Annotated in this window: 24 protein-coding genes; 20 read left to right on the top strand and 4 right to left on the bottom strand. The window is 53.5% G+C overall.

Annotated elements, in window-relative coordinates; genetic code table 11:
- Window positions 1-50: 50 nt before the first annotated feature.
- Entirely contained in the window at window positions 51-926 is an 876-nt protein-coding gene (locus MHH78_RS00695) for a Cof-type HAD-IIB family hydrolase (RefSeq protein WP_341166316.1), read from the bottom strand.
- A 297-nt stretch (window positions 927-1,223) separates the two neighbouring features.
- On the opposite strand from MHH78_RS00695, the gene MHH78_RS00690 reads away from it, so the two are divergent.
- Window positions 1,224-2,465 carry a DUF445 domain-containing protein gene (locus MHH78_RS00690; protein WP_341166315.1) on the top strand — a complete coding sequence of 414 codons (1,242 nt, stop codon included), beginning with the start codon at window positions 1,224-1,226 and terminating at the stop codon, window positions 2,463-2,465.
- 100 nt (window positions 2,466-2,565) lie between these two features.
- Here the strand turns inward: MHH78_RS00690 and MHH78_RS00685 are convergent, their stop codons facing one another.
- The 3 genes from MHH78_RS00685 to MHH78_RS00675 form a co-directional block, all read right to left on the bottom strand.
- Window positions 2,566-2,892, bottom strand: a complete 327-nt coding sequence (locus MHH78_RS00685; RefSeq protein WP_076077527.1) for a P-II family nitrogen regulator — start codon at window positions 2,890-2,892, stop codon at window positions 2,566-2,568.
- Between the two features lie 284 nt (window positions 2,893-3,176).
- A complete protein-coding gene (locus tag MHH78_RS00680; protein WP_341166314.1) occupies window positions 3,177-4,283 on the bottom strand; it encodes a glycosyltransferase family 4 protein in 1,107 nt (368 codons plus the stop codon).
- A 104-nt stretch (window positions 4,284-4,387) separates the two neighbouring features.
- Complete coding sequence (locus MHH78_RS00675; protein WP_341166313.1) at window positions 4,388-5,212, bottom strand: hypothetical protein; 825 nt, start codon at window positions 5,210-5,212, stop codon at window positions 4,388-4,390.
- A 303-nt stretch (window positions 5,213-5,515) separates the two neighbouring features.
- Between MHH78_RS00675 and MHH78_RS00670 the strand changes: the two genes are divergently transcribed.
- The 19 genes from MHH78_RS00670 (at window position 5,516) to MHH78_RS00580 (ending at window position 26,811) form a co-directional block, all read left to right on the top strand.
- Window positions 5,516-8,542: a PAS domain-containing protein gene (locus tag MHH78_RS00670; protein WP_341166312.1), complete on the top strand. Its 3,027-nt coding sequence runs from the start codon at window positions 5,516-5,518 to the stop codon at window positions 8,540-8,542.
- Window positions 8,539-9,150: a C39 family peptidase gene (locus MHH78_RS00665; protein WP_341166311.1), complete on the top strand. Its 612-nt coding sequence runs from the start codon at window positions 8,539-8,541 to the stop codon at window positions 9,148-9,150. Before MHH78_RS00670 ends, MHH78_RS00665 begins: the two co-directional genes overlap by 4 nt.
- Before the next feature lie 194 nt (window positions 9,151-9,344).
- Entirely contained in the window at window positions 9,345-11,300 is a 1,956-nt protein-coding gene (gene pulA, locus MHH78_RS00660) for a type I pullulanase (protein WP_341166310.1), read from the top strand.
- A 404-nt stretch (window positions 11,301-11,704) separates the two neighbouring features.
- A complete protein-coding gene (locus MHH78_RS00655; protein ID WP_341166309.1) occupies window positions 11,705-12,031 on the top strand; it encodes a PadR family transcriptional regulator in 327 nt (108 codons plus the stop codon).
- Window positions 12,032-12,036: 5 nt separating this feature from the next.
- Window positions 12,037-13,029, top strand: coding sequence for a permease prefix domain 1-containing protein (locus tag MHH78_RS00650; RefSeq protein WP_341166308.1), 993 nt, complete (start codon window positions 12,037-12,039; stop codon window positions 13,027-13,029).
- Between the two features lie 293 nt (window positions 13,030-13,322).
- On the top strand, window positions 13,323-14,807 hold the full coding sequence (locus tag MHH78_RS00645; RefSeq protein WP_341166307.1) for a glutamate synthase subunit beta: 1,485 nt from the start codon (window positions 13,323-13,325) through the stop codon (window positions 14,805-14,807).
- 262 nt (window positions 14,808-15,069) lie between these two features.
- Window positions 15,070-15,621, top strand: coding sequence for a phosphodiesterase (gene yfcE / locus MHH78_RS00640; protein WP_341166306.1), 552 nt, complete (start codon window positions 15,070-15,072; stop codon window positions 15,619-15,621).
- 240 nt (window positions 15,622-15,861) lie between these two features.
- A complete protein-coding gene (locus MHH78_RS00635) occupies window positions 15,862-16,896 on the top strand; it encodes an agmatine deiminase family protein (RefSeq protein ID WP_341170256.1) in 1,035 nt (344 codons plus the stop codon).
- Window positions 16,897-17,135: 239 nt separating this feature from the next.
- On the top strand, window positions 17,136-18,011 hold the full coding sequence (gene aguB, locus MHH78_RS00630) for an N-carbamoylputrescine amidase (RefSeq protein ID WP_036723561.1): 876 nt from the start codon (window positions 17,136-17,138) through the stop codon (window positions 18,009-18,011).
- A gap of 217 nt (window positions 18,012-18,228) precedes the next feature.
- On the top strand, window positions 18,229-19,044 hold the full coding sequence (locus MHH78_RS00625; RefSeq protein ID WP_036723560.1) for a transporter substrate-binding domain-containing protein: 816 nt from the start codon (window positions 18,229-18,231) through the stop codon (window positions 19,042-19,044).
- A 97-nt stretch (window positions 19,045-19,141) separates the two neighbouring features.
- The gene (locus tag MHH78_RS00620; protein ID WP_076085940.1) at window positions 19,142-19,789 is read left to right on the top strand and encodes an amino acid ABC transporter permease; all 648 of its coding nucleotides are present in this window, start codon (window positions 19,142-19,144) and stop codon (window positions 19,787-19,789) included.
- 5 nt (window positions 19,790-19,794) lie between these two features.
- Window positions 19,795-20,526 carry an amino acid ABC transporter ATP-binding protein gene (locus MHH78_RS00615; RefSeq protein WP_341166305.1) on the top strand — a complete coding sequence of 244 codons (732 nt, stop codon included), beginning with the start codon at window positions 19,795-19,797 and terminating at the stop codon, window positions 20,524-20,526.
- 257 nt (window positions 20,527-20,783) lie between these two features.
- Window positions 20,784-21,230 carry a tellurite resistance TerB family protein gene (locus tag MHH78_RS00610; RefSeq protein WP_209876307.1) on the top strand — a complete coding sequence of 149 codons (447 nt, stop codon included), beginning with the start codon at window positions 20,784-20,786 and terminating at the stop codon, window positions 21,228-21,230.
- A gap of 111 nt (window positions 21,231-21,341) precedes the next feature.
- Window positions 21,342-21,938, top strand: a complete 597-nt coding sequence (locus MHH78_RS00605) for a TerD family protein (RefSeq protein WP_076085946.1) — start codon at window positions 21,342-21,344, stop codon at window positions 21,936-21,938.
- A gap of 29 nt (window positions 21,939-21,967) precedes the next feature.
- Window positions 21,968-22,543 (top strand): TerD family protein, encoded by a 576-nt coding sequence (locus tag MHH78_RS00600; RefSeq protein WP_036695599.1) that lies wholly within the window; start codon window positions 21,968-21,970, stop codon window positions 22,541-22,543.
- A 50-nt stretch (window positions 22,544-22,593) separates the two neighbouring features.
- Window positions 22,594-23,175 carry a TerD family protein gene (locus MHH78_RS00595; protein WP_036723550.1) on the top strand — a complete coding sequence of 194 codons (582 nt, stop codon included), beginning with the start codon at window positions 22,594-22,596 and terminating at the stop codon, window positions 23,173-23,175.
- A 94-nt stretch (window positions 23,176-23,269) separates the two neighbouring features.
- Window positions 23,270-24,595 carry a TerD family protein gene (locus MHH78_RS00590; protein ID WP_076085952.1) on the top strand — a complete coding sequence of 442 codons (1,326 nt, stop codon included), beginning with the start codon at window positions 23,270-23,272 and terminating at the stop codon, window positions 24,593-24,595.
- Window positions 24,596-24,622: 27 nt separating this feature from the next.
- On the top strand, window positions 24,623-25,366 hold the full coding sequence (locus tag MHH78_RS00585) for a TerC family protein (RefSeq protein WP_036723548.1): 744 nt from the start codon (window positions 24,623-24,625) through the stop codon (window positions 25,364-25,366).
- A gap of 236 nt (window positions 25,367-25,602) precedes the next feature.
- Window positions 25,603-26,811 (top strand): HpcH/HpaI aldolase/citrate lyase family protein, encoded by a 1,209-nt coding sequence (locus MHH78_RS00580; RefSeq protein ID WP_051477877.1) that lies wholly within the window; start codon window positions 25,603-25,605, stop codon window positions 26,809-26,811.
- Window positions 26,812-26,851: the final 40 nt, after the last annotated feature.

Genomic DNA, 26,851 nt, shown 5'->3' with positions numbered 1-26,851 from the left:
TATTATGCTTTCGGCGCTCGGGAACCGACCGCCGCTAGCGGAAACAGCCTTCATTTGAAGGCTGTTTTGCTGTTCAGAAGATGCCGCAGTCCCGCCGCTACACCATTCTCCGTATGGCTCAACGTAATGAAGTCGGCGGTCTGTTTCAGCACGGGGGCGGCATTCTCCATGGCAATCTTGTACCCCGCCATCTCGAACATAGGCAGATCATTGTAGCTGTCGCCCATCACCGCCACTTGCTCCGCAGGAATCCCGTAATGGGCTGCGAGCATGCTTACACCGGTGCCCTTATTCGCTTCCTTATGGTTGATCTCGATATTGTTGACATGCGATGCGGTAATAATCAGCCCGGGAATGGCAGCGAACCGCACAGAGGCTTCCTTCAGCAGCTCACGGTTCAGCGAGAAGACCAGGGTCTTATAGATCAGATTCTCTTCCTTGCTCCAGACGTCCTCCATCTTCTCCACGTAGGTTACCGCTGCCTGCTGGAACTGCTGGTCTACCATTGCCTGGAGCAGCCAGGCCAATTCCTCGGGTACCTCAGTATCCTTAAGAGTAGCCAGCTTCTCCAGTTGTACCCGCTTGTCCAGCTCTACATATACGTTATCCTCAGTGTACACCTCGTAATACAATTCAGGAATTTCATTCATCCAGCGCAGTGCGGGGATAATATCCTTTTTATTCAGCGGAGTGCTTGCCGCCACCGTCCGGTCAGCCAGCGTGATCACAGCACCGTTAAGACTCACCACAGGGCACTCCAGATCAGCCAGCCGCAGCTGCCGTTCAGCATCCATGTAGGCCCGGCCCGTAGCGATAATCACGATATGCCCCAGGCGCTGTGCTTGAAGAATAGCTTCTTTGTTCTCGTTGCTGATTTCACCCTCCGCATTGAGCAGTGTTCCGTCCATATCCAGTGCAATAAGCATGTGATTGATCTCCTGTTCTATCTGTTTATTGTAGGTTCCCCTTCAAGGGCGCGCAGGCTTTGCCTGTATTTTATCATTATTTACTCGGAAACTTAAAATTAAAGTGTTCATCTATAGTATTACAGAACAGCTTCCCTGCTGCATGCAGCGTGACGGATTTTCAGAAAAGAGTGCTCCCGTGGTACAATGTAAGGCAGACCTGTAACCTGACAGCCTGGTTCGTCTTCTGCATGTGCAAGGGACGATGACCGGGATGCAAGCGGCATGGGGTCGCTATGTAAGGGGGAAAAGATACTGATGAAATCCAGAAATTTAGCTACGATCTCTCTGGCTATTATGGCCTGCGGCTTTCTGTTCATCTTGTTTCTGCCGGAGAATCTGGCAGTTATTCTGCTGAGAGGCGGCTTCGAGGCAGGTCTGGTCGGAGGAATCGCCGACTGGTTTGCTGTGACGGCGCTGTTTCGTCACCCGCTGGGCCTTAGAATTCCGCATACCTCGCTGCTGCTGAAGAACCGGGATAAGCTGATCCAGTCCCTGATTTCTGCGATGGAGAATGAACTGCTGAACAAGGAGAGCATTGAGAACAAGCTGCGCACATTCAATATAGTCTCGCTTGGAGCTGGCGTACTGACCCGGTTCTTCTCCAGAAAGAAAGCGCGGCAGGAAGTGCTGGAGCAGCTGAAGGGCTTCGTGCTGCGGCTTCCGGTAGAGCAGGCTGTTCCGTATATTCAATCGGCAGCAGCAAGCTATCTGCGTGAAGCTAAGCTCGGAGTCGCAGCAGATACCATAGCAACCAGCCTGATGAATGAGGGCAAGGATATTGCAGCTCTTGATTTTGCGCTGGAGGGGATCTCCGCCTGGAGCGGACGCCCGGAGACGCGGGCCATGCTGGGCAAGATCGCCAGTGAGAAGCTGGCCGAGGTTAAGCTTGGCGGACTGAAGGGAATGGCCTTCCAGGCCTTCGTCGGGTTCGTGGATGCTGATATGCTAGGGGAAATGCTCCAGGGTATGGTACAGTCTACGATCCGTGACTTTAAGGAAGAGGATAGCCCCTACCGGGAGGAAGTCATCCGGGAGATCCGGGTGGCTCTGTTCCAGCTGCTGAGCGATGAAGAACGGATTGCCTCACTGAAGAATTGGGCGCTGAATGAGCTTCAAGGGGAAGCCGCTGCCGCATTTGTACTACAGCAGCTGCAAGGGCTGCGCGGCAAGGCGGTTACGCTGCTGGAAGAGGACCGGGGCCGGGGCGGGCGCAGGCTGTTCTCGCTGTATGCCGCGCTGGTCCGGCGGGTTAGCCAGGAGAAGGAATGGATTCAGACATCAGAGGACCGGATTCGTGGTACACTGATCTCCTTCGTGGAAGCTAATCATTACCGGATCGGGCAACTGGTCAAGGAGAACCTCGATCAGATGGACGATGCCGCTCTGGTGAATATGCTGGAGGAGAAGGTCGGCAAGGATCTGCAGTGGATTCGTGTCAACGGTGCCGTCTGCGGATTTGTGGTCGGGCTGGGACTTACCGTGATCCAGCTGATCTGATCATCGCAAGACCAGGAATTCATAAAGGCAGCAAGGCAGTCCCCGGTCGTCCGTGAATACGGAGAGCGGGGGATGCTTTGCTGCCTCTTTCATAGACGCTCTATAGCTGGTTCTTGCCGTTGCTGATGGTGAAGACCTCCTGTACAGGCAGGACAAAGATTTTGCCGTCGCCGAAGGAGCCATGCTCACCGGTTCTTGCCGTACGCATAATAATGCTGATCACGTCATCCTTGTCTTCATCCTGGATGACGATCATCAGCAGCTTCTTGGAGATTTGGTTGTAATGGTTGGTTCCGACCTGAATGCCCTTTTGCTTGCCGCGCCCGAGCAGATCCATCTTGCTGATGGAGGGGAAGCCGGCCAGCAGCAATTCGGCCATTACTTCATCCGCTTTCTCAGGTCTTACGATAGCTTTGATCATTAACATAACGATGCACCCTTTCTACAGCGAATAATAGGTTGTAGGGGGTTGCCAATATCTCGGTGGCTTACTGTATAGTGCATTTGTTTAATGGCAACGCTTACACGTGTAGTATATTATTAACTCCGGCTGCATCCTGCGAGAAGGATCACAAAATCCGTATTACACATTGTCGTATCCTGACTGGACTTACAGTTCGGCGCTGTCCGCCCGCCAGGAAAGTATTTCAAGGTAAAGTGTTATGCCCCTTCGTTAACCGGAGGAGCCTTCTAGAAGGATGCTTCCTCTGGTTAACGTGAAGGAACCAGCTTCAGATAAATGTTCTCCAGCAGTTCTGCGGTATGCTGCCATTCATACATCTGCAGCGCATCGCTCCTTCCTTGCAGTCCGATCCTTGCGGCAAGGTCCGGATTGCGTCCGATCTGCAGCATACGGCTGGCAAAAGCAGCAGGGTTCCTGTACTGCTTCACCAGATAGCCGTTACGGCCCGAATCGATAATCTCCCGGATTCCGCCGTTGCTGGAGGCGATCACCGGCAGCCCCGAGGCCATCGCCTCCACATTCACCAGCCCGAAGGCTTCATGCTGCTGGGAGGGGCAGATGAAGCAGTCGGCAGCCTGATACATACTGTGGATATCCTCATGGGGAATATTGCCGAGAAATGACACCTGTACGCCCAGCCGCCGGGCAAGAGCTCTCAGCTGCCGGAGATACGGCGGCTTCCCTTTGCCCGCGATCAGCAGCCGTGCGGGCATATGCCGGTTCAGGCGGTGCATGGCCCGGAGCAGCACAGGCACTCCCTTGCGCGGAATGACCCGGCCTACGAACAGGACCGTGAAGCCGGGGCCAAGACCATGCAGCGTGCGCAGGCGCGCCTTCTCCTGCGCATATGCAGGAGTGAAGCGCGACAGGTCTGCTCCCAGAGGAACCACGCGAAGCTTGCTGCGGATGCCGGGGAACCTCCGGATAAGCCGCTGCTCCAGGGAGCTGCTGTTGGCCGTGACGGCATCGGCCAGAGCCAGGCAACGGGCGATGCCGGGCTCCTGCGGCACGAATGTGAGAGAATGAAGGAATATCATCACCGGAGTGCCGGGGGACTGCCGCTTCACAGCCGCCGCCAGCCGCGGCCGGTTGTCGATCTGAATAAGATCGAACGGCTCTGAGGCTTCCAGGAATGTAAGAACGGACCTGCGGTACCGGGAAGGGGTGCCTGAGGGCAGCCGGATGAACTGGACCTGCTCGAGCTCATCCGTGTCAGGAAGACCGGCGGCTCTGCGGCTCACAATGGTTACCTTGTGTCTCTTGGTCAGCCTGCGCGCGATATTCCAGATGCAAATCTCCACAGAGCCGTCCCCGGGAACCGTGAACTGCTCCGGTGCAATCATGCAGATGTGCATTGTGGCTGCTCCTCCCGCTGCATAGTAGATAGGGTTCTTAACCTAACATATGCGTTCAGGCGTGCAGAAGTCACAGGAGCAAGCAGGGAACGGCCGTCTGCGGTCTAGTTGCCTGTCTGTCTAAGAGTAGCTGCAATGACTCCGGCAATCGTCTGCTCATAATCCAGGATCTTCAGCTTCCCCGCCGCGATCTGCTTGTACCCGGCGACCATAGAAGATAAGGATTGTCCGGCCAGAGCCGGATTCTGCTTGCGGATAGCCGCTTTGAAGTCACTCCAATCTGCCGTTAGCCGCTTGTTTAGGGCAGAGACTGCGCTTTTCTGTGATTTGATTAAGCTTTGCGGTCTGTCAATGCCCGCCAGGGTCTTACGGGCAGCGGCCATCCGGCGGGTACGGGTATCCTTGGCGGCCTTGAGCAGCGCTTCCTTGTCGCGGATCTCCTGGCGGGCAATCTGGACCAGCAGCTTCATGGCTTCCGACTGGGCCTTCAGGACGGAGTTCAGCGTCTTGTCCTTCAGTCCCTTGAGCAGGGAGATCCGCTTGTTCAGCGCGCTGTATTGATCGAACAGCGGCTGATAACGCTGCTTGGCACTGCTGACGGCGGCGCTCAGCTTGGTGATGGAGGCCTGGTCCATATTCTTGATGGACTCCCGGACTGCATTCAACGCCTCTGTATTCTGATCATGGAGCGTCCTGATCTGCACCTCCCGGCTGTCATACCCAGCAGACAGGGTGGTCAGCTCTGTGAACTGGCTCTTCATCCGGGCGCGGGCAGTGCTGTCCGCCTTCGCAGCAGTCAGGTCAAAGGAAGCCTGAACCGATGAGGTTATCACCGTCGCCGCTGCCGAAGCCGGACCGGCCGGGAAGCTTAGGGCAAGGGCAATCAAGAGGGACAGCAGCAGACACCTTGGCTTATACAGATTGTTCATTAACATTCCTCCGCTTGTCTCCATGTCCCGGAACACAAAGAAAGCACCCGCAGTAAAGGCCAACAGGCCTCTATTACGGGTGCTTCCGGCGTAATGAGTCACGAAGATAGTTTTGCTTTTTATTATAGATATAATATCTTATTTATGTCAATATTATCAATTTTAACTTATGCGAATCAAGGGGGAGGACCTTCATTTCATTCCGTGACGGTCTTATCGTATACTGTGAAGGAAGAACGTCAAGTAAAGCACAACAGAGGGTCAGCAGAAGCGCCAGCCCCAAGATGAAGGAGGCCTTAGGTGATGGATAACCTGGCTAGGAATAACAGCATTCTCGATCAAGCCTTCCAGTTATCTCCGGTGGGGATGGCTGTATTGTCTCCGGAAGGAGGCAGATGGATGAAGATTAATCCTGCTTTTTGCAATATGCTGGGCTGCACTGAGCCTGAATTTCTCTCAGGGACTCTATCGGGGGCCGGCCGGGACCTGCAGGAAGAATTCTCTATTCAGCGAATCGGGACAGAGCTTGCACAGCGGCAGGGACAGCCTCTCCAGGTGGAGCAGCGGTTCTCCGGCAGTGACGGGAAGCCGTTCTGGCTCGCCCTGACCTTCATTCCGGCCCAAGAGGAGCCTTCCGGCCGGACCGTTATTGTATATGCACAGGATGTAACAGACCGCAAAATTGCTGACCAGCTGACCGTAGACAGCCGCGATCTGTATAATTTATTCATAAAAGACGATCAGAGCATGATCTCCTTCTCCCTGCCCGACGGGACGATAACCTTCATATCGCCGTCCTCCTATTCCCAGATCGGATACCATCCGGAGGAGATCGTCGGCAGGAACCGCGCAGAATTCTATCACCTGGAGGATGTTGAAGCAATCAACAGCTCCGGCAGCCTGCTGAAGAACAATATCTCCAGTCGCCGCCTGCGCCATAAGGAGGGCCATTATCTATGGTTCGAGACATCCTTCCATGTGGTCCGCGGCGATAAGGGTGAAATCACACGGATTATGGGGATTGGCCGTAACGTCACCCGGCGCAAGCACAGCGAGGAGGCCCTTGCGTCCGCGCAGCGGGTGGCGCGAATAGGCTCATGGGGCTGGGATCTGGTGAAGGGCAGAATCACGTTCTCCGACGAACTGCGGCGTATTCTGCAATATAGTGTGGAGACAGGCCAAGTGAATCAGGAGGCCTTCCTGGCACTGGTCCATCCGGAAGATGTCCGGATTCTGCAGGAGGCCGTAGAACGGGCTATGGGACTAGGGGAGCCGGGGAATACGGCTTACCGGATGATTTTGCCGGATGGGGAGGTCCTGATGGTGCATGTCCAGTGGGATGTCATCCTGGGACCGGAGGGCCAGCCAGCCCAGCTGTTCGGCATGATGCAGGATATTACGGAGCGTATGCATATGGAGGAGCAGCTGCGGGAGAGTGAACGGAATTTCCGGCTGATGTCGGAGAACTCCCTCGACCTGATCTCGCGCCATGCGATTAAGGACAGTATCTTCCTGTATTGCTCACCGGCCAGCCGTTCGCTGCTCGGTTATGAGCCTGAGGAGATGATCGGCACCAGTGCCTACGATTACCTGCATCCTGATGATCTGGAGATGATTCTGAATCAGATGGCGGAGAGCGTAGATTCGGGATTGATTCCGCCGGCCTCCTACCGCTACCGCCACAAGAACGGTACCTATGTCTGGTTTGAAACGAACAGCCGGTATATTTTTGACGCGCAGGGCCGGAAGACAGAGATTATTGCCGTAGGCCGTGACATTACTGAACGCAAGCAATTCGAATCGAAGCTGCAGGAGAGTGAGCAACGCTACAAATCCCTGTTCGAGTATAATCCTGCGGCGGTATATTCCATGAATCTGCAGGGGGATTATCTGACGGCGAATGCCAATCTGGAGAAGCTGAGCGGCTACTCGCTGGAGGAGCTGCTGGGGAATTATTTTGGACCGCTGGTGGCTGAGAAGGATATCCAGAAGACGCTGCATCATTTCACCCTGGCCAGCCAGGGGGAGCCGCAGAGCTATGATCTGACGCTGATTCACAAAGACGGGCATCCGGTGGAGATCAATACGATTAATATTCCAATAGTTGTGGATCATCAGGTGGTTGGAGTATATGGGATCTCCCGCGATATTACGGATCATATCAGGTACACGGAGCAGATTGAGAAGCTGAGCAATGATTATACCCTGATTCTCAATGCCGTGTCCGAAGGAATATTTGGTCTGGACAACGAGGGGCGGGTCACCTTTATTAATCCTGCGGGGGCGCATATGCTGGGCTTCGAATGTGATGAGATTACCGGGCATCCTTACCTGGACCCCATCCAGCAGACCGCGCTTGACGGCAACCATTACCGGCCGGAGGAGTCTCCGCTGATGCGGGCAGTCCGGGCAGGAGAAGCTCATCAGAGCCTGGATGCGGTGCTGTGGCGCAAGGACGGCTCCAGCTTCCTGGCCGAGTACCAGGTAACCCCACTGTTCGACAAGGGTGAGCGCAAGGGAGCGGTTGTTGTCTTCCGTGACATTACCGGGGAGAAGGAGATTATCAGAGCCAAGGAGCTGGCGGAGAAGGCGGACCAGGCCAAATCGGAATTTCTCGCCATCATGAGCCATGAGCTGCGTACACCGATGAACGGAATTATGGGCATGACCGATCTGCTAAGTGAGACGGAATTGACGGAAGAACAGTGGGGGTATGCCCAGATTATCAGCGAGAGCAGTGCATCCCTGCTATATATTCTTAATGAAATTCTGGATTTCAGCAAAATCGAAGCTGGTAAAATGACGCTTACCCACGAGCCGGTAAGTCTGGTGGAATTACTCGACAATATCACGGAGCTGTTCATGCCGAAGGCCCGTGAAAAGAATATTGAGCTGTCCTGCCGCATGGCTGCGGATGTGCCGGAGCTGATCATGGGAGATGCGGCCCGGCTGCGCCAGGTGCTGGTGAATCTCGTCAGCAATGCCGTGAAATTCACCGAGACGGGACAGGTCTCCATTCTGCTCAGCAGAGAATATAGCAGGGAGCGCAAGAAGCTGACGCTCAAATTCAGCGTGGCCGATACAGGGATAGGAATCCCTTCTGAGAAGCAGCCGCTGTTGTTCCAGTCCTTCTCGCAGCTGCACCCGTCCATTAACCGCAAGTATGGGGGAACCGGACTGGGGCTGGCCATCTGCAAAAAGCTGGTGGAGCTGATGGGCGGTGCCATCACTGTGGATAGCGTAGTCGGGGAAGGTTCGAATTTCTATTTCATCCTGCCTGTAGATATGGAGCTGGGTCTGGAGCATTTCAGCAATAAGGTATCCCTATGAGCCGGAGGCCTTCTGGTGAGCGATTGAAGGCGAAGGCGTATACACAGTGGGAGACAGGCGTAGCCTCGCCTTCCTCAGCCTGCGGGCCGGCGACCATGGCTGCCCTCCTGGAATATTGGCATTCGCATAAGGGCCGGACGTTTATTCCGGGTATCCGTCATTTTGATTCCATGGCCGCGCACATCAATTACATCTACACCCATCATGGCGGGACGCCCTGGGGCATGAGCGCACGCAGCTTTGTCAGAGGCCTCCGGGCGTACATCGGCGCAGCCCTGCCGCCTTTAAGTCACCGCTCCGACCTGATTAAGGTATCCGTGTTCAATGATATCGGGCGCTACCGGGCCGAGATTGATGCCGGGCGTCCGGTTGCGCTCAAATTCGACAAGTGGTTTAGCCTCCGCTGGCGGGGCAGATATGCGTATGACTATCATTGGGTGCTGGGAATCGGCTATGAGGATGAGGAGGACGGCTCCTGCAAGCTGGTTGTCCATGACAACGGGGTGCAGCATCCGGGCGGCGGCTATACACCGGGCAGAGAACGGCAGTTCTCCTATTCAGCCAATAAAAAAATACTTACGATGGTGTCGCTCGACCTGCCGGAATAATAATCCTCCTATTCTCGCTGAAACGGTCCCGTCCTTTAAAGGGACGGCCAAGCCGTTTCCACTTGCAAAGTGTGATTCAAACGTTTGCACAAAGTTGGCGGTTAGGATAAAATTTCAAATAGAGAAAAGAGGAATTGTATAAATCCCAGGAGCCCTGCCGTATATTTAGTTAAGGGTAAAGGAGGCGGTATGCCTTGTCAGTACAGAAGGAAATGAAGGAACCGATTGATTACGGGGACCCTGCAGCTACCAGCGGAATCTCCGTCTTCGACCGGAGTTTCGATGAGCTGTTCAGCTATGACGGAGAGGATCTTGGCCTAACCTATTCGGCGTCCGGCTCCGCGTTCTGTCTGTGGGCCCCGACGGCCCAGGAAGCGGAGCTGGTGCTCTATCCATCCTGGAAGGATGCTGCGCAACGGCAGATACCCATGGTACGAGACGTCCGGGGAACCTGGAGACTCAGCGTTCCGGGTGATCTGGACGGAATGTTCTACACCTACAAGGTGCGTATCGGTGATCTATGGAACGAAGCGGTGGACCCGTATGCCCGCGCAGTCGGGGTGAACGGGGACAGAGGGGTTATACTGGATCTGCGCAAGACCGATCCCGTGCGCTGGACGCAGGATAAGCCGCCGCTGGAGGACCCGGTGGATGCGGTGATCTATGAGCTTCACCTGCGTGACTTATCGGTTCATCCTGCCAGCGGGATTAAGCATACAGGGCAATACCTCGGCCTTGCAGAAGCCGGAACCCGGGGTCCCGAGGGCATTGCCACCGGCCTTGATCATATTGCCAGTCTGGGTGTTACCCATGTGCAGCTGCTGCCTATCTATGATTATGCGACAGAGAGCGTAGATGAGACCCGCCTGGATGAGCCGCATTATAATTGGGGATATGATCCCAAGAACTACAATGCTCCTGAAGGTTCCTATGCGTCAGATCCGTATGTTCCGGGCCTGCGTATCCGGGAGCTGAAGACGATGATCCAGGCGCTTCATGACCGCGGTCTGCGTGTCATCATGGATGTGGTCTACAATCATGTCTATGACGGCTTCCGTGTTAATTTCACCAAGCTGGTCCCTGGCTATTATCTGCGGTATAAGCAGGACGGGCGGTTGTCGAACGGCTCCGGCTGCGGGAACGACACTGCTTCTGAGCGCAAGATGATGTCCCGTTTCATCGTAGAGTCCGTGTTGTACTGGGCTAAGGAGTACCATATTGACGGCTTCCGCTTCGATCTGATGGGACTGCATGATACAGGGACCATGAACGAGATCCGCCGCCGTCTGGATGAGCTGGACCCCTCTCTGATCACCATTGGCGAAGGCTGGGTGATGGACACGGAGCTGCCAGAGGACCTTCGGGCCAACCAGCGCCAGGCCAATGAGATGCCGGGCATCGGGCATTTTAATGACGGCTTCCGCGATGCGGTCAAAGGAAATATATTTCTGCATGACCAGAAGGGCTTCATCAGCGGCGGATTCGGCTTCGAGCGCAATGTGAAGGCAGGCATTGCCGGAGCGATCTACTACGGGCCCGGCCTTGGGCAATACGCCCAGGAGCCGCAGCAGAGTGTGAACTTCGTGGAGTGCCATGACAATCATACACTGTGGGATAAGCTGGTCTTGTCTACGGCAGGAGCAGAAGACAGGCAGCGCCGCGCCATGCACCATCTGGCCTCAGCCATCGTGCTGACGAGTCAGGGGATTCCATTCATTCATGCCGGACAGGAATTCCTAAGAACGAAGGGCGGGGTGGAGAACAGCTATAAATCGCCAGTGGAAGTGAACTGGCTGGACTGGGAACGCTGCGCGGAACATGCCGAATCTGTGGAGTACATGAAGCGGCTGATCGCGCTGCGCGCGGCTCACCCCGCCTTCCGTCTGCGTACCGCAGAGGAGATCCGTGACCATCTGATCTTCGAGGAGGCACCGGCGCAGGCGGTGGCCTTCACCCTCCGCGATCATGCCGGAGGAGATTCGGCGGAGCATCTGTACGTTCTGTACAATGCCAACCCGGATGGTGCAGCCCTGAGGCTACCTGAGCTGGGCAAATGGAATGTGGTGTTCGGCGGGGAGCAGATCAGCGGACTGGCGGGCGGCATTTTAACTGCTGCAGGAATTGGAATGATTGTACTCGCTGTGAACTAATGGATTGGTACCGCGATTATAAGTCGCGCAGAAGCAGGCTGCCAGGGCAGTCTGTTTTTTGCTGTGGCGGAATTCTGCTTAATGTATGCGGAAAACCGAACACAATGTGCTGATGGGGGGGCGTGTGGCCAAATGTATGTGGAAAACCGAACACAATGTGACAGCATGAAGGTGAGCGGGCCGGATGTATGCGAAAAACCGAACACAATAGGCGGCCGCGGGGGTATGTGGCCAAATGTATGCGGAAAACCGAACACAATAAGCTGATGCGACAGTGTATAAGCCTGTTGTCAGCCTACTTTTAATAAAATATAAAATTCCACTAAACACTACTTCATCTGTCGTAGTAATTATGCTACAATGAACCTAATTACTACGACAGATGAAGTATAGGAGGCAGGCAATTGATCAGCAGTGATGTGATTAGGGGATACAATGACACGATGATCCTCTACATGCTTCTGGACGGGGAGTCTTACGGCTATGAGATTTCCAAGAATATACGGAAGCTATCCGATGAGAAATACATTATGAAGGAAACCACGCTCTATTCGGCATTCACCCGGCTGGAGAAGAACGGTTATATTGATTCCTTTTATCTGGATGAGACGTTTGGCAAAAGGCGTACCTACTACCGCATCACTCCCCAGGGTCTTGCCTACTACCGTGCCAAATGCGAGGAATGGCAGATTACGCAAGAAGTTATCAACAAATTCATAAAGGAGCTGTGAGGAACTTGGATACCATCATTGGATACTTGAACAATATGTTCGCATCTCTGCCCAGAACGGAACAGATGGTGATGCTGAAGCAGGAGCTGCTGGGCAACATGGAAGAGAAATACTATGAACTGAAGCATGAAGGGAAGTCGGAGAATGAGGCGGTGGGTATCGTGATTTCCGAGTTCGGCAACATTGATGAGCTGGTCAGTGAGCTGGGGCTTGGAGAGGATCGTAAGGAGGAAGGATTACGGCTGCCCATGCTGGATGAGCTTGCTGTAGAAGAATTCATTGCTGCCAAAAGAAAATCCGGCCTGCTCGTAGGCTGGGGCGTAGGGTTGATTATGTTAGGTGCTGCCCTGCTTATCCTTTTCTCGGGTCTTGGGGAGAACGGGGTCATGGGAAATGTATTCTCTGAAGATGCTATGAGCATGATCGGACTGATCCCCCTGTTACTGCTGCTCGGTCCGGCTATCGCATTATTTATCTACAGCGGCACGAAGATGGAGAAATACAAATACATGGAGTCGGGTTTCAGTCTGCCGTATCCGCTGGAGGCATATATTGAGCAGAGACAGTCCGCTTTTGCTGCCACGTATACGTTGTCGCTTATCATGGGTGTCTGTTTATGCGTACTTTCGCCGATCGCTATCTTTGTATCTTCCGCGTTTGGAGATGAATACAGTTCCTACGGGGTAGCCGTTCTATTGATTATAGTGGCTGTAGCCGTTTTCCTCTTCGTGTATTACGGGAATATCCGGGGGGCTTATCAGATACTGCTGAAGACCGGCGATTTCAGTGAGGAGAAGCAGGAGGAGAAGAAGGAGGAGGACCGGATTGTCGGTGCGGTTGCCGCTATTATCTGGCCGCTGGTTACCTGTGTTTTTCTGGTCAGCGGTTTCGTGTTTGACCAGTGGGAGATCAACTGGATCGTCTTCCCGTTAACGGGCATTCTGTTCGGGGTGTTCAGCTCGGTCTACAATATGTTCAAGAAAAAAGATGCTGCCTGAGTCTGCTGTACATTATTTACCACACAACGTTAATAAAAAAGGTGACATTGCTCATGTTCCCTCCCTGCGGATAGATGGTAATATGAAGGCATTTATTCCCCTTATGATAACCGTGCAAGAGCCTGTACCGGGGTGATTTGAAGCCCCGTTATAGCCGCTTGCTTCGCTGCTTTACAGTGACAGAATAACGGACGGTGACAGAAGAGCGTATTTCTTTTTGGAGCCGGGTGTGGGCATGAATGCCGTCTATTATCTTTCGGCGGCCAATCAGAGAGACTCGGAGGATGACAGGGATGGGCAAAACAACCGGATTTATAGAATATCAGCGGCGGACGCCTGCTGAATGTGAGCCAATGGAGCGGATTAAGAACTGGAATGAATTCTCGGTTCCGATGGAGGAAGAACAACTGCGTGAGCAGGGTGCCCGCTGTATGGATTGCGGAACACCGTTCTGTCATGTGGGGCGTATGTTGTCAGGGATGGCCAGCGGCTGTCCGCTGCATAATCTGATTCCAGAGTGGAATGACATGGTATACCGCGGCAACTGGCAGGTCGCGCTGAAGCGCCTGCACAAGACGAATAATTTCCCCGAATTTACGGGACGCGTCTGCCCTGCGCCATGTGAAGGCGCTTGTACGGTAGGGAAGAACGGCGATTCGGTAACGATTAAATCAATCGAGAAAGCGATTGTAGATAGAGGGTTTGCTGAAGGCTGGATCGTTCCTGAGCCGCCGCTTACCCGTACAGGCAAGAAGGTCGCCGTTGTCGGCTCCGGCCCTGCCGGGCTGGCCTGCGCCGCCCAGCTGAATAAGGCGGGACACAGTGTAACGGTCTATGAGCGGGCTGACCGGATCGGCGGTCTGCTGACCTATGGCATTCCGAACATGAAGCTGGATAAAAAGAAGGTGCAACGCCGGGTGGATCTGCTGGCAGCGGAAGGCGTTACCTTCGTCACCCGGACTGAGATTGGCAGAGATATTGCAGCAGCTCAGTTACAGGAGGAGCATGATGCGGTCGTCCTCTGCGGCGGCTCTACCAAGGCGCGTGACCTGCCGCTGGAGGGCCGGGAGCTGCGTGGTATCCATCAGGCGATGGAGTTCCTGACACTGAACACCAAGAGCCTGCTGGATTCCGGGCTGGAGGACGGAGAGTATCTGTCAGCGGCGGGCAAGGATGTGGTCGTTATCGGTGGCGGAGATACGGGGACAGACTGTGTAGCCACTTCGATCCGCCACGGCTGCCGCAGCGTGATCCAGCTGGAGATTATGCCGCAGTCGCCATTAACCCGCCAGCCGGGCAATCCTTGGCCGGAATGGCCGAAGGTGCTGAAGGTGGACTACGGACAGCAGGAGGCAGCTTCTCTATATGAAGAAGATCCGCGCCGCTATCTGGTGAATACCAAGCGCTTCGTCGGCGATGCAAGCGGACATGTACAGGAGCTGCACACGGTGCGTATTGAATGGAAGCGCACGGAGGACGGACGGATGGCACCAGTCGAAGTGCCGGGCAGCGAAGAGATCATTCAGGCGCAGCTGGTGCTGCTGGCTCTGGGCTTCACCGGACCAGAGGAGACAGTGCTTGGAGAGCTTGGCGTGGAGCGCGATGAGCGTTCCAACGTTAAGGCAGAGTTCGGCGCGCAGGCAACGAATGTGGAGGGAGTCTTCACGGCAGGTGACATGCGGCGCGGCCAGAGTCTGGTGGTGTGGGCGATTAACGAGGGCCGCCAGGCCGCCCGCGAGGTAGACCGCTTCCTGATGGGCTCGTCCAATCTGCCTTAAGGCGACTGATTAAGTAACTAATTTTCTAATTTTATATTGCGGAGGCTGTGATGCGACCGATTGTTGCATATATTGCAGTTTTGGTGCATGAATACATGGGAGTTTAGGTGAAATGTTGCACAAATTGCAGGAAATCGTCCCGCAAATCAGCTTGAAGGGGCAGGAATCCTGCTTTTTGTGCAACAATAGCTGATTCGTACGGGAATGGTGAGCGGAAAGTTGCATTTTGGGCAGGATATATGGACAGAGAGGAAGCGTACGAATGAAGCTGATGTTTATTTCCGATATTCACGGATCACTGTACTGGCTGGAGCAGGCGCTGGCGAAGGCGGAGGAGGAGCAGCCGCACACGCTGGTTATTCTGGGGGATTTCCTGTATCACGGACCGAGGAATCCGCTGCCGGAGGGGTATAATCCGCAGGGGGTCGCCGACAGACTGAATGCTTATAGCGAATCGGGCAAATCGCTGGCGGCGGTGAGAGGTAACTGTGATGCCGAGGTGGATCAGATGCTGCTGCACTTCCCGATGATGGGCGACTATGTACTTATTTTGCATGAAGGCCGCAAAATCTACGCCACGCACGGGCATGGCTTCAGCATCGACCACTTACCGGCGCTGTCCCCGCAGGATATATTCATTCAGGGGCATACACATCTGCCGGTGGCAGAGGTGAAGGACGGCATTACCCTGCTCAACCCCGGATCGATCGCGCTACCCAAGGAGAACAACCCGAACTCCTACGGCGTTTTGGAGAACGGTGAGTTCAGCATTAAGGATTTTGAGGGCAATATAATCAAGCGCATCGCTCTGTAAAATCGATTCATCCCCGAGGTTCTCTGATTGTAGTCCCGCAATCTCTCTGATTAGAGTCTCACAGTTTTTCTGATTACAGTACCGCAGATTATTATGCTTCTATGGCATTCCCTCTGGATATTTCCAGAGGGATTATTGCTGCGCAGCAATTGAGCCTGCCGGCATATTCATGTATGATGGGTGAGGAGCTTGCGGGTAGATCCCCGGCTTCAAAAACTAAACAGCAGAGGTAACTAAATGATGCATCCACGTGATTTACACTATACAATGCCTGCCGAATGGGCCAAGCATGAACGGACATTCATTTCCTGGCCGGTGAAGGACTCTATGGTACACCCTGATAATCATGAAGCGGTTAGTAGGGGCTATGCCGAGATTATCCGGGCGATTGCCGAATTCGAGCCGGTGACGGTTATCGTCAATCCAGAGGAGCTGGATCAGGTAGAGAAATTGGCGCTCGGCGGGAATGTAACACTGCTCCCCATCCGGCACAACGATGCCTGGTTGCGGGACAACGGACCGACCTTCCTCACGGGTCCTGACGGGAAGCTGGCCGGGGTCAACTGGAAATTCAATGCCTGGGGCGGCAAATACTCGCCTTGGGATCTTGATGATGAGGTAGCTCCGCAGATTCTGAAGCACCTGGAGGTCAATGCGTTCGATGCTCCGCTGGTGATGGAGGGCGGCTCGATTCATACGGACGGTGAAGGCACGCTGCTGACCACCGAGGAATGCCTGCTCAACACCAACCGCAATCCGGGCTTAAGCCGCGAGGAGATTGCTGCATATGTCAAGCAATATACCGGGACCGAGTCCATCATCTGGCTGAAGCGCGGCCTCAGCGGGGATGAGACGGACGGGCATGTCGATAACATTGCCTGCTTCGCGGCCCCGGGCAAGGTGATTATCCAGGTCTGCGAGGACCCGCAGGATGAGAACTATGCGATTACGCAGGAGAATCTGCGCATCCTGGAGCAGACGGTTGATGCCAAAGGCCGGAAGCTGGAGATTGTCCGCATTCAGCAGCCGCCCCGCGTAGACTTCGAGGGCAGCCGCCTGACGCTGAGTTATCTGAACTTTTATTTTGTGAACGGCGGCATTATTCTGCCGGTCTTCGGCGGTACGGCGGCTGAGACGGACAAGCTGGCTGAAGAGACGCTGGCCGGATTGTTCCCAGACCGCCGCATTCGGACCGTGAACGGAATGGCCGTGATCGGCGAAGGCGGGAACGTGCATTGCACCACCCAGCAGATGCCTGCGGTGGCTGGAGCTTAACGAAAAGCGAAAAGAAGCGGAGGGGAAATTTGGAACTGTAGGAGCGTTAGCGATCGCCTGAAAGCTTTCCGTAGGAAAGCTCGCTTCGGAAGCATCAGCTGTCACCGGATTTCAACCGCGAAGAGCGGATTAAATCAAGAAATCTGGGGACGGGCAGCGACCGGAAGTCCAAATGTTCACCGCAGCGACGACCAGCTTTGAGTTCTAAGTGTTATAAGTTCAACCAAGGAGGAACAACCATGAGACAAGTAAAAGTAGCCGCGACGCAAATGAGCTGTTCCGGCGACATTGATGAGAATATCCGCAAGGCGGAGACACTGGTAAGAGAGGCAGCCGCCCAGGGTGCGCAGATTATTCTGCTGCAGGAGCTCTTCGAGACGCCGTATTTCTGCCAGAAGGAGAAGTCGGATTACTACGCCTATGCTACAGAGCTTGAGCAGAACAAGGCGGTGAACCACTTCAAGGCTATCGCCAAGGAGCTTGCGGTGGTGCTGCCGATCAGCTTTTATGAGAAGAAGAATTATGCGCGGTACAACTCGCTGGCGGTCATTGATGCGGACGGAACCGTGATGGGCAAATACCGCAAGAGCCATATTCCTGACGGTCCGGGCTATGAAGAGAAATTCTACTTCAACCCGGGCGATACCGGCTTCAAGGTGTGGAATACCCGCTATGCCAAAATCGGAGTCGGCGTATGTTGGGACCAATGGTACCCGGAAGCTGCCCGGGTGATGAGCCTGATGGGTGCGGAGATTCTGTTCTACCCTACAGCGATCGGCTCAGAGCCGCAGGACGGGTCAATCGATTCCAAGGATCACTGGCAGACCTGCATGCTGGGTCATGCTGCCGCTAACCTGATTCCTGTCGTGGCCTCCAACCGGATCGGGAAGGAGACTGACGAGGATTCCAGCATTGATTTCTACGGCTCGTCGTTCATCGCTGGTCCGCAGGGCAACAAGATTGTCGAAGCCGGACGGGATGAGCAGACGGTGCTGGTCAGCGAATTTGATCTGGATGCCCTTGAGGTCGGCCGGATTGAATGGGGGATCTTCCGTGACCGCCGTCCGGAGCTGTACCGGATGATTGCTTCCTATGATGGCGATCTGACCTTCTAACTTATGCGCTAATATGTATAGACCACTCATTAAGCAGCCAGAATGCTGCCGGAGCTCTCTCCGGGGCATTCTGGCTGCTTTTTTGCATGAGATGTTACAATATATCGATAATAATGTCATATTACATTACACAAAAGGATAAAGTTAATTGTCATCACTACTTTAATCTGATAAAATCTCCTTAAGTTATTTTACAAATAAGTAGGGGGATTGGAGAATGGGAATCCGAAAAAAATGGGCGATGTCAGGTATGGTGGCACTCCTGGTCTTGGCAATGGCGGGTTGTAGCTCTGGTAATGATGCGAAAGGCGGCAGTGCGGACGGGAAAAGCCTCAAAATCGCTACCGATGCGAGCTATGCACCAATGGAGTATATGGATACCGATACGATCAAGGGCTTTGACATTGATTTCATTAAGGCCGTGATGGCGGAGGCCGGCATTGATTACACGGTCACCAACACAGGCTGGGATACCATGCTGACCAGTGTGAAGCAGGGCACTGAATATCAGGCGGGTGTATCCTCGGTATCAATTACAGATGAGCGCAAGGAAACCTATGACTACTCTATCCCTTATTTCGAATCTACGAACATGATCATGGTGAAGGAAGGCAGCGACATCAAATCCGCCCTGGACCTGAAGGGGAAGAAGGTTGCGGTTCAGGCAGCCACCACAGCGGATGAGCTGATGAGCGGCATTATGGGCGTTGACAACGGCAATCTGAAGCGGTTCGACAGCAATGCGGTAGCGCTGATGGAGCTGAACGGCGGCGGAGCGGATGCGGTGGTCGCGGATATCGCCATCGTGAACGAATACATCAAGAACAATCCGAAGGAGAAGCTGACAGGCATTATCGACAAGGAGAATTTCGGCTCCGAGTACTACGGCATTCTGTATCCTAAGGGCAGTGAATGGAAGGCGAAGCTGGACCCGGCGATCAAGAAGGTCATCGAGAACGGCAAATATGCGGAGATCTACAAGGAATGGTTCGGCGAAGAGCCGGACACGGCGGCGCTTATGAACGCGAAGTAGCCTAAGAACCGGCAACAACTAAGCATGCGTAATGATTGCTATTGCGCGTGCTTCTTTTTTTGAGCAAGCCACAAGCAGAAGAGAAGGGAAGAATTCTATGGATTTCAGATTCGACATCATCATTCATTATTTACCGGTTCTGCTAAAAGGGACCCTGTTCACCATCGGCGTATCGCTGGTCTCCATTCTGTGCGGTTCCCTGCTAGGACTGGTGATCGGCTTCGGCAAAATGGCGCCCAGATGGTATTTCCGCTGGCCGTTTCACGCGTATATTAACCTCTTCCGGGGTACGCCGCTCTATGTGCAGATTCTGATCGTCCACTTCGGGCTGATCCCGTTGTTCTACGGCAAAACCTACGCGCTGATGAGCGCATTTGTGGCGCTGTCGCTCAATTCCGCTGCCTATTCTGCGGAGATCTTCCGCGCCGGTATCCAGTCCATCGACCCCGGTCAGCGGGAAGCGGCCCTATCCCTTGGAATGACCCGGCAGCAGGCGATGCGCTTCATTATTCTGCCCCAGGCCATCAAACGGATGGTTCCCGCCTTCGGGAATGAATTCATCGTACTTGTTAAGGATTCCTCGCTGCTGGCGCTGATTGCCGCCCCTGAGATTATGTACTGGAGCAATACCATGAAAGGCCAATACCTGCGGATCTGGGAGCCTTATCTGACCGCTGCACTGATCTATTTCATCCTGACCTACTCCCTCAGCAAGCTGCTTAATTATATCGAACGGAAGGTGTAACCCCTATGGAACCGGTTATTTCAGTCAAGCATCTGCACAAATCATTCGGTGCCCATCAGGTACTGACGGATATCAGCGTCGACATTCACAGCCGGGAGGTTGTGGTCGTCATCGGGCCTTCGGGCTCGGGCAAATCGACCTTTCTGCGCTGCCTTAATCTGCTGGAGCAGCCGCAAAAGGGCAATATTATCATTGAAGGCACTTCCTTGATGGCCAAGAGCACAAGGATTAACGATATCCGTACTGAGGTGGGGATGGTTTTTCAGCAGTTCAATCTGTTTCCGCACCGCACAGTGATCGAGAACATCATGCTGGCCCCGATGAAGGTGCGGAAATGGACGGAGGATCAAGCGAGGCAGAAGGCTGTGGAGCTGCTGCAGAAGGTGGGCCTCAGTGAGAAGGCGGAGATGTATCCTGCCTCGCTCTCCGGCGGTCAGGCCCAGCGGGTGGCGATTGCCCGGGCGCTGGCGATGGAGCCGAAGATCATGCTGTTCGACGAGCCGACCTCGGCCCTGGACCCCGAGATGGTGGGCGAGGTGCTGGCCGTAATGAAGGAGCTGGCCCTTGAGGGGATGACTATGGTTGTGGTGACCCATGAGATGGGCTTCGCCCGTGAAGTGGGGGACCGGGTGCTTTTTATGGAGCAAGGGGCCATAGTCGAACAGGGTGCGCCGGAGCAGTTGTTTGGCAGCCCGTCGCATGAGCGTACACGGGAGTTTCTGTCCAAGGTGCTGTAAGAATCGCCCAAAGTAGAATATTGTTATTTAATCGGTTATATTAGAAGAGTAAGAAATAGGCAATAAGTCCAAGCGTGAATAGCTGCCCAGGGTGGCGGGGAGGAGGCTCGGAGATATCTTTTTTTAAAGTATAAGGATGACAGCGGTTCTGCATAATGATTTATCCTTATATTTCCGGCAGAAAAGGATAGGGTGCTTAATAAGACGGCATAGGCTTTCTGCTGGTCATAATTCCATAATGATAGAAGGAGAATACGATGAGCACATTCAAGAATTGGCTGAATACCACCAAAAACGGACTGACGGATCAAGTGAAGAAATTTAAAAATAAAGACTTTATGAACGCGGTGGTGGCGGGCTGCGCGCTGGTCGCTGCTGCTGACGGCAAGATTGAGGAAGCTGAGAAGAACAAGATGGCGGGATATATGAATCTCAGCAATGAACTCAAGGTATTTGACATGAGGGACGTCATTGCCCAGTTCAATTACTATGTAAGCAACTTCGAATTCTCGCCGGAGATCGGTAAGCAGGAAGCGCTGAAGGCTATCGGGAAGTTCAACGGCAAACCGGAGGTTGGACGCTTAATCGTGGGCGTATGCTCGGCGATTGGTGCAGCAGACGGTGACTTCGACGAGCATGAGAAGGCAGTTGTGCGGAATATCTGCAGCGTACTGGGACTCAGCCCAAGCGAATTCAGCCTGTAATTACAGGCTGGATTTCATTTGCTAATTACTGAAACTTTAGGCGATTCATCGCCGTATCACTGATGTAACACCCGCAAGCACACTTCTATCTGGAAACGGAGGTACTTCAAGTTGGCTGGAATTAATCTGGTAAAAGGTCAGAAGATCGATTTAACCAAAGGCAATGCCGGACTGTCTAACGTAATCGTAGGACTGGGCTGGGACCCTGCCGAACCGGCAAGAGGATTCTTTGGGGTTAAAAAACAGGCGAATGTTGACTGCGATGCTTCAGCGTTGCTGCTGAATGAGAACGGCAAGCTGACGAACAAGCTGAACCTTGTCTGCTTTCACAACAAACAGAATGCGAATAACTCTGTAGTCCACTCGGGGGATAATCTGACGGGTGAGGGCGACGGGGACGACGAACAGATCATGGTGAATCTGAAGCAGATTCCTGCCGATGTCCATAAGGTCCTTGTTGTAGTTAACATCTACGATGCGGTGAACCGCAAGCAGGATTTCGGAATGATCAAATCTGCGTATATCCGCATTATTAATGCGGCAGGGAATGCAGAATTGGTTAAGTTTAATCTGACAGAGAATTATACAGGCTTCACGGCACTGATCTGCGGCGAGCTGTACCGTCATGGCGAAGAGTGGAAATTCGCAGCCATCGGTGAAGCGGCCCACGCCGCGCATATCAATCAGCTGGCAGAACGCTATATCTAAATCCAATTTGAGAAAAGAGGGCTCTATTCATGGCTATTAACTTATCCAAGGGACAAAAAATTGATTTAACCAAAACGAATCCAGGCTTGTCCAAAATTACAGTCGGCCTAGGATGGGATACGAATAAATACGACGGCGGTAAGGACTTTGACCTTGACGTTTCCGTGTTCCTGACGAATGCCAGCGGTAAAGTAGATAAAGAAACCAACTTCATCTTCTTCAACAACAAGCAGAACGAGAACGCTTCTGTCGTACACACCGGCGATAACCGTACCGGGGAAGGCGACGGAGACGATGAGCAGGTTCAAGTCGATTTGCTTAATGTTCCTGCAGATGTGGACAAGATTGCCTTCACCATTACCATCTATGAAGCAGAATCCAGAAGCCAGAACTTCGGACAGGTCTCCCGTTCTTATGTGCGTATCGTCAACGATGCGAACAGTGAAGAGCTGATCCGCTTTGACCTGGGTGAAGATTTCTCCGTTGAAACAGGCGTAGTTGTAGGTGAATTGTACCGTAACGGCGCAGAATGGAAATTCAACGCGATTGGCAGCGGCTACAAGGACGGTCTGGCCGGCTTGACCCGTGATTACGGCCTGCAATAAGGCTCTGACATTACGGGAATTAAATCTGTAAGGAAAGAGGGTTTTTGACAGTGACGATCAGTCTTTCCAAAGGACAGCGGATTGATCTTACCAAGACTAATCCGGGTCTGACCAAGGTAGTTGTAGGACTGGGCTGGGATACAAACAAGTACAGCGGCGGCAAGGATTTCGACCTTGATGCATCAGCATTCCTGCTGCATGAGGACGGCAAAGCCAAAAGCGAAAATGACTTTGTATTCTATAACAACCCGAGCGGCGGTACAGGCTCTGTAACCCATACAGGGGACAATCGCACAGGTGAAGGCGACGGGGATGATGAGCAGATCGTCGTAGACTTCAGTCTGGTGCCTGCCAATATTCAGCGGATCGGGATTACGGTCACGATCTATGATTATGAGGCCCGGGCACAGAACTTCGGACAAGTCTCCAACGCTTTCGTCCGCGTAGTGGATGCATCCAGTGACCGTGAGATTCTGCGGTTCGATCTGGGCGAGGATTTCTCCACCGAGACGGCTGTGGTCTTCTGTGAATTCTACCGCCAGGGGGCGGACTGGAAATTCCAGGCGATCGGCAGCGGCTTCGCCGGCGGACTAAGTGCATTATGCAAAAACTACGGGCTGGACGCGCAATAAGAGCTTCAAAGGCGGGATCATCATCGATCCTGCCCTTTTTATACACAAAATCTGATAAGTTGCGCTCTTATCCATGTATAAAGGTGGCGTAAGAATGAATACAGAAGTAGTCAAAGGACAGAAAGCAGACCTGACCAAAGGGAACCCGGGGCTCCGCAGCATTACGGTTGAGATCGGGTGGAAAGCTCCGTCTTCCATGGATATTGATGCTTCCGCATTCCTGCTTGGAGCTGGCGGTAAAGTCGGCAGTGACGACGATCTGATCTTTTACAATAACCCGTCTACTCCATATATCACTTATAAGGATGTGCCGGGTACGGCTTCGGGCGGACTGAAGCAGTTCGAGGTCTCGCTGGAGCGGATTCCGGCAAACATAGTGAAGATTGCCTTCACGCTTACTCTGTATGACGGAGAAAACCGCAAGCAGATGTTCGGACAAATGAGTGAAGCGGAGTGCCGGATCGTGAATCAGGCGACAGGTGCGCAGCTTCTGCGGTGTAACCTTGGAAATCAGTTCTCTGTGGAAACGGCTGTTGTAGTTGGAGAATTATATAGACATGGTGAAGAATGGAAATACAGTGCGATTGTTGCGGGCTTCTCGGGCGGGCTTAAGGCGCTCTGCGGCAACTATGGCATAGAAGTAGAGGACGAGCCTGCACCGGCACCGAAGCCGCCTGAACAGACGCCTCCGCCGGGACGCCCGCCGCTTCAAGTGCCGCCGCCCCGCGCAGAGTCATCCAGACCGAATATTGTGATTCCGCCACCGCCGGCACCGGCACCCCCTAAGCAGGAGGCTGCTCCCGCACCGGCGCTGAATCTCAATCTGAAGAAGATTGAGCTTAAGAAGAAGGGCGATTCGATTAACCTGAAGAAATCCGCCTCCGGTCTGGGTGAGCTGCTCATTAACCTGAACTGGAACCAGAAGCAGGGCGGAGGGCTGTTCAGCCGTAACAAGGGCGGGGTAGATCTCGACTTGGCCTGTCTGTATGAGCTGAAGAATGGCAGCAAAGGCGTGGTGCAGGCACTGGGCAATGCGTTCGGCAACCTCCAGCAGCCGCCGTACATCATGCTCGATGGAGATGATCGGACCGGCTCCGTAACATCTGGCGAGAATCTGCGTATAAACGGAAGTAAGGTCGCCCAGATTGAACGGATTCTGGTGTTTGCCTTTATTTACAAAGGAGTTACCAACTGGTCTGAGGCGGATGGAGTGGTTACCCTGAAGCAGGATGGAGGACCGGATATTATCGTTAATCTGGACGAGCATAACAACCGTAAAGGCATGTGCGCCATCGCGCTGATCCGGAATGTGGATAACGAGACCTTCAGTATTGAACGGCTCGTGCAATATTTCAGCGGTCACCGGGAGATGGATGAGGCTTATGGCTGGGGGCTTCGCTGGGTAGCGGGAAGCAAATAATTTGATATTACCGGAGGCGCAAGTGGAATGGACTGGTTCAGTGATTTTTTTAGGAGTATCGGTGAGAATTACGGGCATTTCTTCTCATGGAGTGATATTGCAGGAACGCTCTCCGACCCTGTCAGCTGGGGGATAATCGGAAGCTTGATTCTGCTGGAGGGTCTGCTGTCCGCTGATAACGCGCTTGTACTGGCGGTCATGGTTAAGCACCTGCCGAAGGAACAGCAGCGTAAGGCGTTGTTCTACGGTATTATCGGTGCTTATGTATTCAGATTCCTGGCGATTGGGCTGGGGACCTATCTCGTCAAATTCACGCTGGTGAAGGTGCTTGGAGCCTTGTATCTCTTCTACATTGCTTACAAAGGGTTGTTCAAGGGCAGCGGAGAAGAGGGAGAGATTAAGAATAAAGGCGCCTCCTTCTGGAAGACGGTACTCCTCGTTGAATTAATGGATATTGCCTTCAGTATTGATAGCGTGGTAGCCGCATTTGGTCTTAGCAGTGAAGTATGGGTACTCTTCCTGGGCGGTATTCTCGGCGTGCTGATGATGCGCGGAGTGGCACAGGTGTTCCTCAAGCTGATTGCCAGATATCCTGAATTGGAACAGACAGCATTCCTGCTTATTGCACTGATTGCCGGTAAAATGCTTGCCGGAGCCTTCGGCTATGAATTGCCGCATGTAATTTTCTTCGGTATTCTAATTGCGGTGTTTGCAGGTACTATCGTGTACAGCGCAAGCAAACGCAAGAAGGCTGAGAACCACAAGGCCTGATGGTTGTGCGTGCTGCTTCATCTCTTTATCCTTTATAGCTGTGCAGGAAGGCGCGGGGTTCACGGGAAGGGTGGACTCCGGCACGCCTTTCGGGTAATCGTAACAGGTTTATAGCATGGCCTTTGCTTGGGTTCTAAGCAAGCCGGATACCGTCCCCGAGAGGACGGCATAGCTGGTTCTGCTCGCAGCCAAAGGCCATTTGGATTGTGCTGGCACAACATTAAGGGGGAAGGGCCTTGAGATATTTCGATTACCTCACACAAGAACAGGAAGCCTCATTATTCCATGTTCCGCCGGTTTCATTTGATCATACTACCCGTAAGGATTTACTGGCTTATGCCGTCGGAGCAGCCCTTTATATGCCGGCCACCCGTGCCAGTGTTGCCGAAGATATTATTAAGCTGAGAGCCTCGGGGCTTATCACGGTAATCATAGATTTGGAGGATGCCATCGGGGACGGTGAAGTGGATTATGCCGAAGAATCCATCGTCAGGCATCTGGCATTTCTGTCCGCTTATGCGGAGAATGAGCCGGACCAGCGCGGCAGTCTTCCGCTGCTGTTCATCCGCGTACGTAACCCTGCACAGCTGCGGGATCTGATCTTTCGGCTGGGATCATTAATCACCATGCTGACCGGCTTCGTCTTCCCCAAATTCTCCGTAGAGAACGGTACGGATTATTTCGAGGCCATTGCCGATTACAATGACACACGCAGCTATTCCGCTCCGGTGCTGTACGGGATGCCGATTCTGGAGAATGCACCGATCATCTACCGGGAGAGCCGGATGGATACTTTGCTTGGGGTCCGCGATCTGCTGGGGCAATACCGCGAGTATGTACTGAATGTCCGGATTGGAGCGACGGACTTCTCCAGTCTGTTCGGACTGCGGCGCAGCCCGGATATCAGTATTTATGACCTGACGCCGATCCGTGACTGCATGTCGGATATTATTAACGTCTTTGGCCGTGTGGAGGAAGGATACGTCATCTCTGGGCCTGTGTGGGAGTATTTTGCCAGCAAAGGACACCGGGTCCTCCGCCCGCAGCTGCGGGAGACGCCCTTCGAGGATACTTATGGCAAGCATGGCCGCGAGATGCGCAACAGCTTCATTTCAAGCTCGATGGACGGACTGATCCGGGAAGTAATTCTGGACAAGGAGAACGGTATTGTGGGCAAAACCATTATCCACCCCTCCCACCTCAGACCCGTGCAGGCGATGTATACCGTAATGCATGAAGAGTATGTGGATGCCTTAAGTATTGTAGACAGCAACGATGGCAGCCGCGGCGTGTTCAAGAGTGAATACTATAACAAAATGAATGAAATCAAGCCTCATTTGAACTGGGCCAGACGAATTTTATTACGATCTCAAATATACGGGGTGTTACATGAACAACAGCATTTTGTCGGATTACTACCCGAGAACGAATACACACACGTTTAATATCGTCGAGAATCTGCGGGTTACGGTAACAGAAACCTCG

Origin of the sequence: Paenibacillus sp. FSL H3-0333, from assembly GCF_038002805.1 — a bacterium.
GTDB classification, from domain to species: Bacteria; Bacillota; Bacilli; order Paenibacillales; family Paenibacillaceae; genus Paenibacillus_AQ; species Paenibacillus_AQ silagei.
The sequence above is the reverse complement of the archived record's forward strand: the minus strand, read 5'-3'. Positions and strand labels throughout refer to the sequence as shown.

Bases quoted from the DNA above. Each gene is read 5' to 3' on its own strand.
- yfcE (WP_341166306.1), top strand. From the start codon at position 15,070: ATGAAGCTGATGTTTATTTCCGATATTCACGGATCACTGTACTGGCTG.
- MHH78_RS00615 (WP_341166305.1), top strand. From the start codon at position 19,795: ATGGAACCGGTTATTTCAGTCAAGCATCTGCACAAATCATTCGGTGCC.
- MHH78_RS00635 (WP_341170256.1), top strand. From the start codon at position 15,862: ATGCATCCACGTGATTTACACTATACAATGCCTGCCGAATGGGCCAAG.
- MHH78_RS00585 (WP_036723548.1), top strand. From the start codon at position 24,623: ATGGACTGGTTCAGTGATTTTTTTAGGAGTATCGGTGAGAATTACGGG.
- MHH78_RS00675 (WP_341166313.1), bottom strand. From the start codon at position 5,212: ATGAACAATCTGTATAAGCCAAGGTGTCTGCTGCTGTCCCTCTTGATT.
- MHH78_RS00625 (WP_036723560.1), top strand. From the start codon at position 18,229: ATGGGAATCCGAAAAAAATGGGCGATGTCAGGTATGGTGGCACTCCTG.
- MHH78_RS00590 (WP_076085952.1), top strand. From the start codon at position 23,270: ATGAATACAGAAGTAGTCAAAGGACAGAAAGCAGACCTGACCAAAGGG.
- MHH78_RS00620 (WP_076085940.1), top strand. From the start codon at position 19,142: ATGGATTTCAGATTCGACATCATCATTCATTATTTACCGGTTCTGCTA.
- MHH78_RS00600 (WP_036695599.1), top strand. From the start codon at position 21,968: ATGGCTATTAACTTATCCAAGGGACAAAAAATTGATTTAACCAAAACG.
- MHH78_RS00680 (WP_341166314.1), bottom strand. From the start codon at position 4,283: ATGCACATCTGCATGATTGCACCGGAGCAGTTCACGGTTCCCGGGGAC.
- MHH78_RS00645 (WP_341166307.1), top strand. From the start codon at position 13,323: ATGGGCAAAACAACCGGATTTATAGAATATCAGCGGCGGACGCCTGCT.
- MHH78_RS00695 (WP_341166316.1), bottom strand. From the start codon at position 926: ATGCTTATTGCACTGGATATGGACGGAACACTGCTCAATGCGGAGGGT.
- MHH78_RS00670 (WP_341166312.1), top strand. From the start codon at position 5,516: ATGGATAACCTGGCTAGGAATAACAGCATTCTCGATCAAGCCTTCCAG.
- MHH78_RS00665 (WP_341166311.1), top strand. From the start codon at position 8,539: ATGAGCCGGAGGCCTTCTGGTGAGCGATTGAAGGCGAAGGCGTATACA.
- aguB (WP_036723561.1), top strand. From the start codon at position 17,136: ATGAGACAAGTAAAAGTAGCCGCGACGCAAATGAGCTGTTCCGGCGAC.
- MHH78_RS00610 (WP_209876307.1), top strand. From the start codon at position 20,784: ATGAGCACATTCAAGAATTGGCTGAATACCACCAAAAACGGACTGACG.
- MHH78_RS00685 (WP_076077527.1), bottom strand. From the start codon at position 2,892: ATGTTAATGATCAAAGCTATCGTAAGACCTGAGAAAGCGGATGAAGTA.
- MHH78_RS00690 (WP_341166315.1), top strand. From the start codon at position 1,224: ATGAAATCCAGAAATTTAGCTACGATCTCTCTGGCTATTATGGCCTGC.